General features: G+C 43.4%; 14 protein-coding genes. 5 read left to right on the top strand and 9 right to left on the bottom strand.

Features of this window, described 5'->3' with window-relative positions:
• Positions 1-71: 71 nt before the first annotated feature.
• Both FHS10_RS11295 and mnmE read right to left on the bottom strand, forming a co-directional pair.
• Positions 72-686 (bottom strand): NanQ anomerase/TabA/YiaL family protein, encoded by a 615-nt coding sequence (locus tag FHS10_RS11295; protein WP_259090539.1) that lies wholly within the window; start codon positions 684-686, stop codon positions 72-74.
• A gap of 111 nt (positions 687-797) precedes the next feature.
• Positions 798-2255, bottom strand: a complete 1458-nt coding sequence (mnmE, locus tag FHS10_RS11290) for a tRNA uridine-5-carboxymethylaminomethyl(34) synthesis GTPase MnmE (RefSeq protein ID WP_259090538.1) — start codon at positions 2253-2255, stop codon at positions 798-800.
• Positions 2256-2418: 163 nt separating this feature from the next.
• Here mnmE and FHS10_RS11285 point away from each other — a divergent pair, with 163 nt between their 5' ends.
• Positions 2419-3474 carry a nucleoid-associated protein gene (locus FHS10_RS11285; protein ID WP_259090967.1) on the top strand — a complete coding sequence of 352 codons (1056 nt, stop codon included), beginning with the start codon at positions 2419-2421 and terminating at the stop codon, positions 3472-3474.
• A gap of 186 nt (positions 3475-3660) precedes the next feature.
• Positions 3661-3978 carry a peptidase inhibitor family I36 protein gene (locus FHS10_RS11280; RefSeq protein ID WP_259090536.1) on the top strand — a complete coding sequence of 106 codons (318 nt, stop codon included), beginning with the start codon at positions 3661-3663 and terminating at the stop codon, positions 3976-3978.
• Positions 3979-4110: 132 nt separating this feature from the next.
• On the opposite strand, the gene FHS10_RS11275 is transcribed toward FHS10_RS11280, so the two are convergent.
• Positions 4111-6075 (bottom strand): KUP/HAK/KT family potassium transporter, encoded by a 1965-nt coding sequence (locus FHS10_RS11275; protein WP_259090535.1) that lies wholly within the window; start codon positions 6073-6075, stop codon positions 4111-4113.
• A 457-nt stretch (positions 6076-6532) separates the two neighbouring features.
• On the opposite strand from FHS10_RS11275, the gene FHS10_RS11270 reads away from it, so the two are divergent.
• Positions 6533-6823 carry a hypothetical protein gene (locus tag FHS10_RS11270; protein WP_259090534.1) on the top strand — a complete coding sequence of 97 codons (291 nt, stop codon included), beginning with the start codon at positions 6533-6535 and terminating at the stop codon, positions 6821-6823.
• Positions 6824-6902: 79 nt separating this feature from the next.
• Here FHS10_RS11270 and FHS10_RS11265 read toward each other — a convergent pair whose 3' ends face one another.
• The 4 genes from FHS10_RS11265 to proS all read right to left on the bottom strand — a co-directional run bounded on the left by FHS10_RS11265 (position 6903) and on the right by proS (position 10981).
• The gene (locus tag FHS10_RS11265) at positions 6903-7754 is read right to left on the bottom strand and encodes a TIGR02757 family protein (RefSeq protein ID WP_259090533.1); all 852 of its coding nucleotides are present in this window, start codon (positions 7752-7754) and stop codon (positions 6903-6905) included.
• A 1-nt stretch (position 7755) separates the two neighbouring features.
• A complete protein-coding gene (locus FHS10_RS11260) occupies positions 7756-8169 on the bottom strand; it encodes an SMI1/KNR4 family protein (RefSeq protein ID WP_259090532.1) in 414 nt (137 codons plus the stop codon).
• Between the two features lie 36 nt (positions 8170-8205).
• Positions 8206-9345, bottom strand: coding sequence for a cystathionine gamma-synthase (locus FHS10_RS11255; protein WP_259090531.1), 1140 nt, complete (start codon positions 9343-9345; stop codon positions 8206-8208).
• A gap of 163 nt (positions 9346-9508) precedes the next feature.
• Positions 9509-10981 carry a proline--tRNA ligase gene (proS, locus tag FHS10_RS11250; RefSeq protein ID WP_259090529.1) on the bottom strand — a complete coding sequence of 491 codons (1473 nt, stop codon included), beginning with the start codon at positions 10979-10981 and terminating at the stop codon, positions 9509-9511.
• Between the two features lie 100 nt (positions 10982-11081).
• On the opposite strand from proS, the gene FHS10_RS11245 reads away from it, so the two are divergent.
• Both FHS10_RS11245 and FHS10_RS11240 read left to right on the top strand, forming a co-directional pair.
• Positions 11082-11984, top strand: coding sequence for a hypothetical protein (locus FHS10_RS11245; protein WP_259090528.1), 903 nt, complete (start codon positions 11082-11084; stop codon positions 11982-11984).
• Between the two features lie 26 nt (positions 11985-12010).
• Complete coding sequence (locus FHS10_RS11240; RefSeq protein WP_259090527.1) at positions 12011-13492, top strand: OmpP1/FadL family transporter; 1482 nt, start codon at positions 12011-12013, stop codon at positions 13490-13492.
• 332 nt (positions 13493-13824) lie between these two features.
• Here FHS10_RS11240 and FHS10_RS11235 read toward each other — a convergent pair whose 3' ends face one another.
• Both FHS10_RS11235 and FHS10_RS11230 read right to left on the bottom strand, forming a co-directional pair.
• Entirely contained in the window at positions 13825-15786 is a 1962-nt protein-coding gene (locus FHS10_RS11235; RefSeq protein ID WP_259090526.1) for a M1 family metallopeptidase, read from the bottom strand.
• Between the two features lie 110 nt (positions 15787-15896).
• Positions 15897-16319, bottom strand: a complete 423-nt coding sequence (locus FHS10_RS11230) for a secondary thiamine-phosphate synthase enzyme YjbQ (protein ID WP_259090525.1) — start codon at positions 16317-16319, stop codon at positions 15897-15899.
• Positions 16320-16611 lie beyond the last annotated feature (292 nt).

Raw genomic sequence — 16611 nt, 5'->3', positions numbered from 1 at the left:
ATCTGAAATGTGTTAAGTTATGTTAACCCAATTAGATGCGTTTGCCCTGGTTGATATGGAAATATAATAGCTTAGTTAGCAACCTTAATCTTAATTACCAGTTTTTTAACTACATCATACCCCTCTATCTTAATATTGGGGCGATGTACATCGGCAGGAAAAAACAGGAAAAACTCTTTAGGCGTAGCTATGTAATATTTTCCTTCTCCGCTGTATTTAGCGCCGTCTTTGGTGGCGTCATAAGGGGAAGTAACTGTCGCGCTTTCTATGGGTATAACGCCAATCTTTTCCTGGCCACGGATTACATATTGCAGATCGATATAGTTTTTGTGCGATTCCCAGCCCGATTGTTCAAACTCCTTTGAAGGCGCTTCAGTGATAGAAGCATATGCATTATCTCCGTCGATGGGGTATTTTCCGGGGGCTAATTTTTCAAGGTCTTGTTCACGTAGAAATGTAAAGGCCTTGTCCCACACTGCTTTATTGGCCTGGTATTGTTTGGCAAATTCAAGCTCATTGGTTGAGGGATGCAGGTTTAATTTCAGCCCGTTTTTCCAGCTTGCAGCTTTAACCCATTTATGGGCTGTTTTAGCAGTGAAAGTTTCCTGGGCGTAGGTTATTTTGCTAAATAGTATGATGGCTGTTAGCAATGTTAAACATTGTATAAATTGGAACTTGCTCTTCATAGGTTGTTGTTATAGAGAAGGCAATTTAGGAATTTAAAGGTTTAGTAGTAAGTAAAAAAGAGAAATCGATTAAGCTGGAGCAAGTACCGGAGTTAAGCTTTTTATCACGATTTATTTTCCGATACAAAACTTACTAAATATATTCTCCAACAAATCATCGGTAGTAACCACACCGGTGATCTCGCCTAAATAGTGCAGCGATTGCTTGATGTCCATCGATAGGAAATCTGAGGTAATACTCCCATCAATACCGCCTAACACCCTTATTAAGGCTTCTTCCGTTTTTTGGAGGGCTTCCAGATGGCGGATGTTGGTTACCAGGGTTTCGTCGCCGCTTAGCTGGTCTTTAATTGCCGATGAGTAGATCTTTTGTTTAAGCTCGTCAATATGTTGTTTTTCCTTAGCAGAGATAGAAATTGTCCGGAAGTCCGGAAGACCGGAAGTCCGGAAGAAATCGCCGATGTTTTGTATTTTGCCGGATGCTAAACTTTCGGACTTCCGGTCTTCCGGACTTTCCGACTCTAACAAATCCATTTTATTAGCTACCAATAACATGGTTATCCCCGGCTTTTGCAGGCTTTCTATGTCGCTGTTCAACTCTTCAATTGTAATTTCGGTAGCATCAAACACATAAACCAAAAGGGCCGATTGGCTGATCTTTTCCATAGTACGCTGTACGCCTATCTGCTCGATGGCATCAGTTGCCTCGCGGATGCCGGCGGTATCTATCAGCCTGAAGTTGATGCCTTGAATATTCAGCACTTCTTCTATCGTATCGCGGGTGGTGCCGGGAATATGGCTTACAATGGCGCGTTCCTCATTAAGCAGGGCGTTAAGCAAAGTTGATTTACCTGCGTTCGGTCTGCCGGCAATTACCGTATTTACACCATTCTTGATGGCATTGCCCAACTCAAACGATTGGATTAAGCGGCCCACTATTTTGGTGATCTCGTGGATGAGGTTTTTCAATTGGTCACGGTTGGCAAACTCTACGTCTTCCTCGGCAAAGTCCAGTTCCAGTTCAATTAATGAGGCGAAATTTACCAATTGTTCGCGCAGCAATTGTAACTGGGTACTAAAGCCGCCGCGCAGTTGCTGCAAGGCAACCTGTTGCGATGCTTTAGAGTTTGAGGCTATCAAATCGGCAACGGCTTCGGCTTGTGATAGGTCCAGCTGACCGTTCAGGAACGCGCGCAGGGTAAATTCGCCCGGTTTTGCGCTCCTTGCGCCTTTTTTGATGAATAGCTTAATAATCGATTCAATGATATAGCCCGATGCATGGCAGGAAATTTCTACCACGTTTTCGCGGGTGTATGATTTGGGGGCAACAAATAATGAGGCCAGCACTTCGTCGAGCACCAGGTCGCCATCAACAATATGGCCAAAGTGAATGGTATGCGATGCCTGTTTGGTTAAATCCTTTCCCTTCCAAACACTGTTGGCAATGGCAATAGCATCCAGCCCCGAAAGGCGGATCACGGCTATAGCTCCAATCCCGTTGGGGGTAGCAAGGGCAACGATGGTATCTTCTGAGTTGTGAGTTGTGAGTTGTGAGTTGTGAGTATTCATAGCTGATGGTTCATGGATCATGGCAGCAACCAATCATCCTTCAAACGCAAAAGTAAAACAAATTAGCCTCAACTATGAATCGTAAACCATCAACTACTTTTCAATGACTTAATGACGCGAGGCAAATGACCCAATGACTAAAAAAACTACCTTTGCAGTAATTATGGTAACTTTTTTTGAAGCCTCGCTTAATACTATTTCGGTACATCATGTTGGTAATCCTGTGCAGGATGAAATGTACGCTTTGTCTGACGCCCCGCTGGAGTTAAAGGACGAAATTATCCCTAACCTGTTGATGCAGTATTTTTTAAAGCCTTTTGAAAAAGTGAACGAGGTTTACCACCTGATGCACAGCAGTGATCTGGCGCTTAACGAAATTCACCATTTTGCTACCATGGCTTTTGAAGATCCCGAAAAGTTTCATGAAGCATCTGAAAAAATAGCCAAGCACCTGTTTAAGGTAACCACTCACCCCAATATTAAAGGCGGCGAATTGTACGTGGTTTATTTTAACAAGGTGCAAATTGAAGGTAATCCGCTGGATGCTATTGGCATTTTCAAATCAGAAAATAAGGAGACCTACTTAAAGGTTTACCCGGACAAAGGTGGTTTCCAGGTTGATTATGAGCAGGATGCCATCAATATTAATAAATTGGATAAAGGCGTACTGATTTTCAATATTGAAAAAGAGAATGGCTACAAGGTAGTTGTGGTTGATAAAACCAATGGCGGACAGGAAGCCGCCGTGTACTGGAAAGACCAGTTTTTACAGGTGAAGATCCGTAACGATAGCTATAACCAAACCAGCAATACCCTGGGGATATACAAAAACTTTGTAACCGAAAAGCTCGACGATCAGTTTGAAATGAGCAAGGCCGATAAAATAGACCTGCTTAACAGATCGATGAAGTACTTTAAGGAAAAGGAAACTTTTGATATGGATGAGTTTGGCAATGAGGTGATTGGCAACCCCGAGGCCATAGAATCGTTCAAAAACTTCAAAAACCAGTACGAGCAGGAGTTTGATACCCCCATTGCCAATACCTTCGAAATTTCTGGCAATGCGGTTAAAAAGCAAGCCCGCGATTATAAAAGCGTTTTAAAGCTTGATAAAAACTTCCACATCTACATCCATGGCGATAAAGAGCTGATTGAAAAAGGTTTTGACGATGGTAAGGCCATGAACTTTTATAAAGTTTACTTTAAGGAAGAGGCGTAACTGTTGGTTGTTGTTTACCGTTGGCTGAAGTGCCTTACTTTTACAATTAACTACCGTGTTTTTACCCTGTTCAATTGGGTATAAAAGCGGTAGTTTTCTTTTTGACGAAGCCCTAAGTTTGATTTATCAAAACAACGGGGATGCCGAAAACCAAATAGAGTAGGCCAAAATTCAAATCAAAAAATCATGTCAGAATTAGTAGCAAAGACAATTGAAGGCGACTTTACTGCGGGAGCAGCTCAATTGCCAGAAGTGGTTGTTTATTGGGATATAAATTTTGGTGGTGCCAACTTCAGGACTAACCTTAATATCACCTATGTTGGCGACGCCTGGAACGACCAGATCTCGTCATTCATTGTAGTATCGGGCAGGTGGCAATTTTATAAAGACATTAACCTTACTACACCGGTTGGCCCTGTTTTTAGCCCAGGTTATTATTCATGGGTTGAAAACTATGGCATACCAAATGATTCTATTTCATCATTTCAATGCGTTGGTTTTTAATGTTGTTTCGGCAACAAATACCGGGCTCACCAATAAACAATTAGTTGATTAAGTGAGCGGTTGATTGGGTTGATTGGTTGCGGCTGATAAACTTAATCAATCACTCACCTAATCAACCCAATTAACTGCTACCTAAACCGGATCTATTCTTTTCAAATGCAAATTACTCACCGGCTTAACTACCAACGGGATTTTTTCTATCCGGGTTTCGCTGGTGTCCAGGCCAAAGGCTTTGGCTTCTGATTGGGCCAGTTTCTTGATGGCGAAATAACTGTTCAAAATAAAGCCTTCACTTACGCTAAACAGGTTATTGTAACTCAGGAATTTTTCCATGATCACAAAGCGAAAATCGGCAGGGATATTATATTCGTTAAGTGATGTATATCTGCTGGTGATATCAACTTCGCCGCGTTTTACCATATGCTCTACCACGTTACGGAACAGCACGTTCACCCTCGGCTGAATCCTGAAACCTAAGCGATATTCAATGCGGATCACTTTACCGGGCTCAATTTGGTCAACACTGTACTCCATGGTATAAGGCTCGGCCGTGGTTTCAATATGCACAAACCAATAGGTATCGGCACGTTTAGGGCGACGGCTCATAATAGAGTAGATAATCTTCTCTTCTATTTGCTTGCTGTTATTGGCCTTGGTTAGGTAGATAAGGTGTGTGGCGTATTTATTTACCGTAGTATCGGCGCTAAGCGCATTTAATAATGGCAGTTTATCTTTTATATCGATAAAATGCAGGAAGCGGTTATTGATTTTCCTGGCCCTGAACCAGATGTACATGGTAAAGATCAATCCAACCTCGAACCCTACAAAGAACAGCCTTTTCAGGATCTTAACGGCGTTGGCCACAAAAAACGAAAATTCAACCGATAAAAACACGCAAAGGATAATGGTAACCAGCCATACCGGCCAATGCTTTACGTAGCGCATAAAGTAATACATTAAAATAGTGGTGCTCAGCATGGCTATGGTAATACTAAAGCCATAAGCCGCCGTCATAGCGCTTGAGGTGCGGAAGTACAACGATACCAGGATACAACCCACACAAAGGATCCAGTTGATGCTGGGGATGTAAATTTGACCGCGAATATTTGAGGGATATTTAATGGTGATACGTGGCCAAAAGTTCATGCTCACGGCCTCGCTTATGAGTGTGAACGAGCCGCTGATCAAAGCCTGGCTGGCAATAATGGTGGCCATGGTAGCCAAAGCGATACTTGGGATCAAAAACTGGTGAGGTACTATTTCAAAGAACGGGTTAACGCCTGTGAAGTTTTTGTCCGGAGCCTGTGATAGCACCCATGCACCCTGGCCCAAATAGTTTAAAACCAGCGTTGTTTTAACAAAGATCCAGCTCACCTGGATGTTTTTGCGACCGCAATGACCCAAATCGGAATATAAAGCTTCGGCACCGGTAGTACACAAAAACACAGCACCTAACAGCCAGAAACCCTTTGGATGATCCATTAGCAAATGCGCGCCGTAATACGGGTTAAGCGCTTTAAAAATGGTAGGGTAATGTGCCACCTGCAGGGTTCCTAAAACGCCCAGCATGATAAACCAAAGCAGCATTACCGGCCCAAAAGCCGCGCCTACCACCTTGGTGCCAAACTGTTGAAAAAAGAATAACAGGATGATAATAATGATCACGATAATAAGGATGAGGTTATTACCCGGGATGATCACGTTTGAAAAATACGGCACCAGGTTTAAACCTTCAATGGCCGAAGTTACCGAGATAGGAGGGGTAATGATACCGTCGGCCAGCAGTGTACCTGCACCAATGATTGCCGGAATGGCCAGCCATTTGCCGTAGCGCCTTACCAGGGCGTAAAGGGAAAAAATACCACCCTCGCCCTTATTATCGGCCTGCAGGGTAATTACAATGTATTTAAAAGTGGTTTGCAGGGTAAGGGTCCAAAAGATGCAGGAGATAGAGCCTAACACCAGCGCGGTATTAACCTTGCCGCCTTCAACAAGCAGGGTTTGAAAAACATAAAGGGGAGAGGTGCCGATATCGCCAAAAATGATACCGAGGGTAACAATTATACCCGCAAAAGTAAGTTGCTTAACGTGAGTCATCGAATATTTAAAAAATAAGGGGATTTAATAAGCGCTGATACCGTTGCTCCGGAGATATTTAACAGCCATCCTGAGTTTTTGGCTGCGGCAACAGGAAATGATATCAACATAAACTAATTTTAATAACAAAACGCCCTACACAAAACATGCTCCAAGGCGATGATTTTTGCAATAAGTTGTTATTATATAGCTTATTACGGTGGTTAAATGAGTTTTAATAGATTTGATAAAGCCTATCAAAATGATAGGTTTTATCAAAATGATAGCTATTTGTGAATAGTGATTATTGCTTTGTTTACTTAATTCCCCAAACAATAACACATATATTTGCCCTCGAAAATAACATTATAACCAATAAATAAACGCTCGATTGGCCATTGTTAAGTAAACCTTTCTGTGTTGGATAAGTCGTATGTACTTAAACAAATTGTATTATAAAACTGGTCACATTTACCTTATGAAAAAAACATTCGTTATTTTATTCCTGTCGGTTATTTTAGCAAGTTGCGCGGTTAAGCAGTACTCCATTGGCATGAGCGAAACAGAATTCACCGCGTCGCAGAAATATAATTTAAGCCTTGTTGAGGCTACACAAGGAAAATCTGTTTATAAGAGGATAGTTGAAACCGACGCCCAAAGAGTGGTTGCAAACATGTACTATTATTTTAAAGACGGACGTTTAGTGCGCATGGAGCGAGTTGAAGAGCCGATGCCAGCTGTAGTGGTTGTTGAAAAAACAAAAAGTTAAATGGATAGTCTTTTAATGTCATAAGTATTTAGTTTTGAGCCCGAAGCCAAAATGAGAGTTCAGGCTAAATATTGATGACTTAGCTAAAATTGGGCAGTATTCCCTCTATCCCCCAGCGCTCTTCAATCCCTAATCCAAATAAAGCGAAATCATACTTTACAGGATCGAGCGGATCAAACTGGCGCAGACGTTCGGTGAGTTCGAGGGCGGTTTGCCAGTCGGTTTGTTTGCGGGTGATTAAAAGAAGCTTGCGTGAAACTCTATCTACATGTAAATCCAACGGACAAATCAGATTGGCAGGTTTAATGCCGTTCCATATGCCAAAGTCAACACCGGCATCATCCTTGCGCACCATCCAGCGTAAAAACATGTTGAGTCGTTTGCAGGTAGATTTTTGCAAGGGGGAGGAAACATGTTTTTTAGTACGATGGGGGTAATCTGGCAACGAAAAGAAATAGGAGCGGAAATGATTGAGCGCGATTTCGGCTTTCACCGACTGTTCCGCATTTAGGGGGTTAGGGGGCTTCGGGATGAACGCATCCTCCAGCGAATCAAAATTCTTATAATGATGCCTGAAAAAGCTGATGAAGTACAGGGTATCAATATCGTTAAAAGTGCGGTGTTTGAAGCTGAGTAGTTTTTTAAGATCTGGCTCTTCGTGGTTAATGATGAAATCGTAAGGCGCGCCATCCATCAGGGCTATAAGCTCCTTACATTTTTTGATGATGGTAACCCGCTGCCCCCAGGCCAGCGTAGCCGCCCAAAAGCCCATGATCTCGATATCCTGCTTTTTACTAAACAGGTGCGGGATCACAATGGGATCATTCTCAATAAATTCGGGACGATTGTATTGGGCAACTTTGGATTCCAAAAATGCCTGTAGCCCCCCAGCCCCCTGAAGGGGGAGCTTTTGATTAGCATTGTTAAACATATCAGTAGATGTTATCGTTACTGGAGTTTATCATTGATATTACTTCTTCAAAAGAATCAGCAATATGTTTGCCGTTATCGTCCTCGGAATATGATTTAAAAATGCCCGGAGTATTTTTATTAAAGCCAATAAAATGACTCGCCAAAAGGAAATCAGAAAAACCTACAAAGTTTTTATTTCCATTAGTTTTATATTCTTCAACTATCATTTCCAAGGGCCAAAAGGTAAACATATGTTCCTGCCAATCGAGCCCGTTAAACCCATTCGCCTGTGAATAAAATTCCTTGAAATCGTTTGGAAACTTAAAACTCAAAAAAGACTCTACGGCATCTACTTCAGAAATAGTTGCCGGAGGGTTTAATTTAACACCCTCCGACTGCCATTTCGATATAACCTCTTGAATCCAATTATCCATTCAAAAATCTTGCTACTCGCTACTAACTACTTGTTACTAAGAAAGTGCTTGCTTAATATCTTCCAGCAAATCCTCAATATCTTCTACACCTACGCTTAAACGCAGCAGGTTATCTACTACGCCGGCTTTTTCGCGTTCGGCTTTGGGGATCGATCCGTGGGTCATGCTTACAGGGTGGTTGATTAATGATTCTACGCCGCCCAATGATTCGGCCAGGGCAAAAACTTTAAATGAGGATGCGATGCGGAAGGTTTCCTGTAAATCGGCACCTTTCAGCACAATACTGATCATGCCGCCAAAATCAAGCATTTGCTTTTTGGCAACTTCGTGATTTGGATGGTCTGTAAAGCCCGGCCAGTAGATCTTTTCTACCTTGGGGTGAGTCTTCAAAAACTCGGCTATCTGCCTGCCATTTTCGCAATGGGCTTTCATGCGCAGGTGCAGTGTTTTAATGCCCCTGAGCACTAAAAAGCTATCCATAGGGCCAGGGGTGGCACCGCAGGCATTGTAAATAAACCAAAGTCTTTTATACAGTTCCTCGTCGTTCAGCATCAGCGCGCCCATTACCACATCGCTATGGCCGCCAATGTATTTGGTTACCGAGTGCATGACTACATCGGCACCCAGATCAATAGGGTTTTGCAGGTACGGCGAAGCAAAAGTATTATCGACAACAAAAAGTAAATTTTTCTCTTTGGTTATTTTGCCAATAGCGGCTATATCCACAATTTGCATGGTTGGATTGGTAGGCGTTTCTATCCAAACCAGTTTGGTTTTATCATTGGTATACTCGCGAATGATCTCCGGGTTTGAAAGATCCAAAAAATGGAACTTGATGCCGTAGTTAGCATAAATCTTGGTAAAGATGCGGTATGATCCTCCGTAAAGATCGTTACCGGTAATTACTTCATCGCCCGGTGCAAGCAGTTTCATAACCGCGTCTGTAGCGCCCATGCCGCTTGAAAATGCCAGTCCGAATTTAGCGTTCTCCAATGCCGCCAAACAATCTTCCAGCGCTTTACGGGTAGGGTTGGTACCACGTGAGTACTCATAGCCCTTATTATCCCCCGGCGATTTTTGCCAATAAGTAGATGTCTGGTATATCGGCGTCATAATAGCGCCTGTAGTTGGATCGGGCTCCTGCCCGGCGTGTATTGCTTTAGTTGCGAATTTCATGCCCCCTAACCCCCTAAAGGGGGATTTTTGGATGTGCCTCTTTCCCTAAAAAGAGACCTGTTAACATTATCCTTTAGGGAAGGATTATCAAATTAAAGCCCAATAAATTCGATTGGTAATCAAAGCTGCCAATCAAAAACTCCCCCTTCAGGGGGCTGGGGGGCTAATATGCTCTTGCAAATAATACTCTTTGTTTTGAAGGTGCTCCCGTTAAAATACATTTGCCTTCTTCCTGTTTGTTATCCAAAGGTATGCAACGGATTGTCGCTTTAGTTTCCTCTTTTATCTTTTGTTCGGTTTCTGGCGTACCGTCCCAATGGGCGCTCAGGAAGCCTGGCTGTTCATCCAGCATGCGTTTAAACTCATCATAGGTATCAACCTCAGTGGTGTTTTCGGCACGGAAATCGAAGGCTTTTTTGTAGATGTTGTTTTGAATTTCTTCTAATAAACCTTCAATATGCTGGGCCAAACCTTCTTGATTTACAGTTTCTTTGGTTTTGGTATCCCTGCGGGCCAGTTCAACCGTACCGTTTGTCATATCACGGCTGCCAATGGCTACGCGTAATGGTACGCCTTTCAATTCATACTCGGCAAACTTAGCTCCCGGGCGGTGGGTATCTCGGTTGTCAAATTTAACCGAGATGCCTTTCGTCTTCAGTTCTTTTTTAAGGCCATCTACATAGGCTGTTATATTATCCAGTTCTTCCTGGTGCTTGTAAATAGGTACCACAACAACCTGTATTGGGGCCAGTTTTGGTGGCAATACCAGGCCGGCATCATCGCTATGGGCCATAATCAAGGCCCCTATCAAACGGGTTGATACCCCCCATGAGGTTGCCCAAACAAAATCCTGTTTGTTATCGCGGGTGGTAAACTTCACATCAAACGCTTTGGCAAAATTTTGACCCAAAAAGTGCGATGTGCCTGCCTGCAAGGCTTTACCATCCTGCATTAATGCCTCGATGCAATAGGTATCCAAAGCCCCTGCAAAACGCTCGTTGGCGGTTTTACGGCCTTTTACTACGGGTAATGCCATCCAGTTTTCGGCAAAATCAGCATATACGTTTAGCATTTGTTCGGTTTCGGCTATGGCTTCTTCTGATGTAGCATGCGCGGTATGGCCTTCCTGCCATAAAAATTCGCTGGTACGTAAAAACAAGCGGGTACGCATTTCCCAGCGCATTACGTTGGCCCATTGATTAACTAAAATAGGCAAATCGCGGTATGATTGAATCCAGCCCTTATAGGTGTTCCAGATAATGGTTTCTGATGTTGGGCGAATGATCAGTTCTTCTTCCAGCTTGGCATCCTCATCAACTATAATATTGCCATTGCCATCGTTTTTTAGGCGATAGTGAGTAACAACGGCACATTCCTTTGCAAAACCATCAACGTGGCTGGCCTCTTTACTGAAAAAACTTTTGGGTATTAAAAGCGGGAAATAGGCGTTGCTGTGGCCTGTATCTTTAAACATGCCATCGAGAACTGCCTGGATCTTTTCCCATATAGAATAACCGTACGGTTTGATGATCATACAGCCCCTAACCGGCGAATATTCGGCCATGTCAGATTTAATTACTAAGTCGTTAAACCATTGCGAATAATCTTCGTCTTTACTAATAACACCTTTGCTCATATTGATTGGAATAGAATTTATGACCTTGCAATTATTGTATATTGCGCCCAAATTTATAAATTTAAAACTTATTCGTATCTGAACTTTTATATACCTGCACATGAAACGGAATATCACAATAGGAATTTTTCTCATCAGCGCGCTTGCGTTGAGTTCCTGCTCCACCCAAAAGCTTGCCACCGTTGCCAGTAACGATGACGTTTATTTTTCAAACGCCAAAGCCGCTGATGAACCGGTGTATGCTACGCAACCCGTTTACAACCAAAGTGATGCAAACTACGCGGCACAGCAGGCAGAAGATGATGACGACTATTTTTATTACGATGATTATGCATCGCGCATAAACCGTTTCAGCTATTACTCTCCATTCAGTTATTACGATAATTTATATTACGGCTATAGCAATCCATACTACAATAGTGGTTTTGGTTTAGATTTTAATTACGGCCCATACGGCTATGGCTATTCGCCATACGGTTACGGCGGCTGGGGCTTAGGCAGCTGGGGGCTTGGTTATGGCTACGGCGGTTGGGGCTTAGGCTATTATAACGGCTGGGGTTCTGGCTACGGTGGTTATTATGGCGGCGGATATTATGGTGGCGGCGGTCGTGTTGGTTATGTAACCGTTGGTACCCCTCGTCCGGTGCGTGGTACTGGGAGTCCGTTTAGCGGTACTGGCCAGGCAGCTGCTTATACCCGCTCGGTAAGGCCGGGTGTAGCTACAGGTACACCTACCAGGACAGGTATTGGCTACGTGCCGGGTGGTCGCGGAAACCGCACCAATACGGATAACATAACACGTGGCAACAACAATAACAACAACGCAAGCTACTCACGCGATAACCGCCCGGTAAGGCAAGCCGATACCAGGCCGGCATTTCAACCTGTTGAACGTACACAATCTTCATCACCTGCGCCTGCCCCAAGCTCATCAAGCTCAAGCGGATCAAGCAGCGGTGGTGGCGGAGGCGGCGGTGGTGGCGGCCGACCAGTTAGACCATAATTTTATCTAAGCTTAAATCTAAATCTATGAAGATTAAATATTTACTAACTGTGATTGCTATAGTAGCAATTACTAAAGATAGTTTTGCTCAATATTCGCAGGATGCTATCCGCTTCAGCACTTTTCAAACCGGGTCTACATCGCGCATAAAAGGCATTGGTAATGCAGGTACAGCCGTTGGCGGCGATCTGAGTTCAATAAGTGGTAACCCCGCCGGCCTTGGCTTTTTTACCCACTCGGAAATAAGCATCACGCCCGAGTACGATGGATCAAAAGTAAACTCAACTTACCTTGGGCAGTTTGGTACGGCCAGCAAAAACAACATCAACTTTAATAATGCCGGGGTAGTTATTTACCAGCAGTTAAGTACACCAAAAGGGAGGGATAAAGGCAAAGGCTGGCTAAGCATCAATTACGGTGCAGCTTACGCCCGTACCAACAATTTTTACGAAAATATTAGCTATGGAGGCAAAAACGCATCAAACTCCATAGGCGATTATTATGCAAAGCTTGCCAATGGCGATGGCGCCACTATCCCCGATGGAAGTCTTGAATCATGGGCCTATCAGCATAACCTTATTGACAGCTACGCCACAACCGGCGGGGGCTCAGAATACCGCCGAAACGCTTTTGGCACGGTAGATCAATCAAGTAACGCGGTACGCACCGGCGGCCAATCAGAAGTTAACCTGGCCTTTGGTGCTAACTACAGCAATAAATTATACATCGGCGTGGGTGTTTCCCTGTCCGATCTTCGTTACAACTCCTACAGCGTATTTAACGAAACGGGTACCGCAAGTATCCTTGTTAACGGTAACGATGCAAACGTGGGTTTTAATTCGGGTTATATTCAAAACCAGGTTACCAAAGGCTCTGGCGGTAACATTAAGTTAGGGGTAATTTACAAACCGGTTAACGCCGTACGTTTAGGCTTTACCTTTACTTCGCCAACTTTTTATAGTATTGATGATTTGTACCAGGAAAGCCTGGCTACTAAATTCAATAACGGCAGCAATTTTGCCAACGGTCCCCAGGATTATCAATTATCCTATAACCTGCGTACGCCTTTAAAATTAACCGGTGGCGCGGCTATATTTATTGGTAAATACGGTTTTATTTCTGGCGATGTTGACTACATCGATTACAAAACAACTCACCTGAGCAGCAACGATAGCTACGATGCCACTTTTGATAATAACAACATCAAAGCGCTGTACCGTTCAACCATCAATGCGCACGTAGGTGCCGAAGCGCGTGTAACCAATATGTTTTACCTGCGTGGCGGCTATAGCATACAAGGCAGTCCATTAAAGGAAAATGGCAGCGATATTAAAACCGTTACCGGTGGTATTGGTGTACGTTTTGGCAACTATTATATTGATGCAACTTACGCCCACCTGAGCGGCAATCAAACTGTTTACCCTTATGAGATTGGTGCCTCAAGCCCATCGGCAGCGCTTAGTAAAACTAACAACAATGCCTTCCTTACTTTAGGGTATACCTTTTAATTGAAAGATATTTATAATACAAAAGGCCTGCGTGTTTCACATGCGGGCCTTTTGTATTATTAGTAATGCCCCGTAACAAAAAAGGTCGTCATTGCGGGGAGGAACGATCATTACGTATTGTAAAACACGTTCCTCAGGATGGCAAATCTTTTACGTCATTTTCCCCTTCACCGTCTGCGGATTTTACAAAGGCATTGACGGTGTTTTAAACGATGCTATTTTCAAAAATCCATTTTTAAGTAGCTACCAAGTAATTCAATAATTACAAAAAAAGCGATGAGCCCAAACCCATCGCTTTTTAACATTCAATAATTCAATAAATCACTAATTAACTACTCCCCGTAATAAACGTTATTTTTCAAATTAACATCAGGCAGTTCGTGCTCAGGATCTATCACGATAGATTTGATGGGTGCGGTTGATGGATATTTAAACGTCCAGATGCCGCCGCGTTGCCATACGTTAACTGGCAGGTGCAATATTTCGGTTTTACCGTTGGCCTGGGTTATTTTCATATCAACAGGCATCGCCATTTTTTCATAATTGGTAATGGTGATCAATGAGCCATGAGCGGCATTGTCATCAATGTATTTTACGCTGGTAATGCCCTGGTCAAGTTTCCATGTGGTGGTAAACCAGGCTTTCCAAAACCAGTTCAAATCTTCGCCGCTGGCATCGTTCATGGCGCGGAAAAGGTCATAAGGCAGCGGGTGTTTAAAAGCCCAGTTTTTGATGTATTCGTGAAAAGCATAGTCAAAACGCTCGGGGCCTAACACCACATTACGTAGTATATCCATGCCCAAAGCGGTTTTAATATAATACTGACCATAATCATTCAGGCCGATAGCTTCTGGCGCTGTCATCAACGGATCTTTACTATGGCGGTAGCTTCCTAAAATGTGCTGTGCCTGTTTGGTGGTATCGTTATATTCGCCGTTGTTGAACTGTTGTGAGGCGTATTCATTGATAAAAGTATTGAACCCTTCATCCATCCACATGTATTTTCGCTCGTTTGAGCCAACAATCATCGGAAACCAATTGTGCCCAATCTCGTGGGTAACATCGCCCCAAAGCTGACCTTTCTTAAGGTTATTTAAACAAAATATAGCACCAGGGTATTCCATACCCAAAGCCACGCCTGATACATTTACTGCCGAGTTCCATGGATATTCAAAATAAGCTTTTGAATAAATTTCCATGCTGTTTTTCAAATACTCTGTTGACCTGCCCCAGCTATCTACACCCGAGCTTTCAACCGGGTATGCCGACATGGCGATTCCTTTACGACCTGACGGGAAATTAACCTTAGCGGCATCCCATATAAAGGCGTTTGAAGCGCCCCAGGCAATATCGCGGGTGTTTTGCATTTTATAGTGCCAGGTTAAGGTACCTTTAAACGGACGGGTGGCTGCTTTGCCAACTTCGCGTTCTGTAATAATGGTAACTGTTTTATCACTGGCCTTTGCTTCGGCCAGGCGGGCAAGCTGTGCAGGAGTCAAAACCTCTTCGGGGTTTTGCAAATCACCACTACCTACTACTATCATGTTGGCAGGCGCGGTTATGTAATAATCAAAATCGCCATACTCGCAGTAAAACTCGCCAAGGCCCATATAGGGTAGGGTGTTCCAGCCTTCTACATCGTCATAAACGCACATGCGTGGGTACCACTGGGCAATTTCATAAACGTAGCCTTGTTTAAATTTTTTGCGGCCCATGCGATCTGCACCATAAAAAGGGATCGCGAAATCGTAATTGATCTTTACTGAGATCTTTTCGCCCTTGCCATCCATAGGCGTATTTAGGCGCAATTGCATGCGGGCGTCGGTAATTACCGGGGTAACTTTATAGGTTTCGCCTTTGTAGGTAACCTCAACGGAGGCAATATGATAACCACCACGACTAAAGCCACGAACGTCAAAACGGTCGCCGCTGTAAGGTGTAACAGCTGCACCACGCGAGTCTGGTCTGAAAAGGTTTTGATCCAGTTGTAACCAAAGGTAATCCAGTTGATCGGGGCTATTGTTGGTATAAGTGATGTTTACTTCGCCGGTAATGGTGGTGTCTTTACCTTCGTTAAGCGCCGCTTTGATCTGGTAGTCGGCACGGTTTTGCCAGTAGGTTGGCGAAGGTTTGCCGCTGTTTGAGCGTGTGCCCTGCCCGGTTACCGGCCAGGTGATAGGACCAAATAGATCCTGGTGATCATACTTGATCGAATCGGTTTGTGCCGATGATGGATTTGCCATAGCCAGCAATCCAACAGCACATAAAATGTTGTTCAGTTTTAAATAACGCATTGATCAGTCAATAATAAAGGCGCAAATAAAGGCATTTAATTTGTGAAACTGATAATTAAAGCGCTTATACCGTTATGATTGTGACAGGAAGGTGTGTTTCAGGGAAACCCTTATTCGCCCCAAATGGTGATAACCAAATCGCGGTTACCGCCATAGTTGCGGTGTTCGCAAAGGTAAATACCCTGCCAGGTGCCAAATGCGGGTCTGCCATTACGGATGGGCACTGTTACCGAACTGCCCAGCATGGCCGCTTTTAAATGCGCAGGCATATCATCGCTGCCCTCGTCATCGTGCCGGTAATCCGGGTCGTTCTCGGGTACAGCTTTATTAAAGTACATCTCAAAATCCATCCTCACGGTCGGGTCGGCATTTTCATTGATGGTAAGCGATGCCGATGTGTGCTGAATAAAAACCTGCATCATACCAACCCTGATATTCGCAATTTGCGGAATAGCCTGCAGCACTTCGCCGGTAATCAAATGAAAACCCCGCTTACGTTCTCTAAGGCGGATAGCTTGTTGATGTATTTGCATTTTTGTGGACTTTTGGACAAAGGAGCAAAGATTTTTGGATAAAGGAGCAAAGATAAAGCAGTATCTAATGGAAATAGCTTTTAATATTTGACTTTATTTTCTCACAAACTGAGCTTTGAGTAAACACGAATTTAACTGTCTGTAAGATAGATTATAGCTAATTTCACGAACTTTTTCAATCACATTTAAATTTTTGCCACAGGGAAAACGCGCCTATTTGGGTTAACATAACTTAACATATTTCAGATAAAAAACAATTTAAATATTTGAAAATCAATATTTTATATTTTAA

The organism is Mucilaginibacter dorajii (assembly GCF_024808255.1).
GTDB classification, from domain to species: Bacteria; Bacteroidota; Bacteroidia; order Sphingobacteriales; family Sphingobacteriaceae; genus Mucilaginibacter; species Mucilaginibacter dorajii.
Note: the sequence above shows the minus strand (reverse complement) of the source record. Positions and strands in the feature narration are given on the sequence as shown.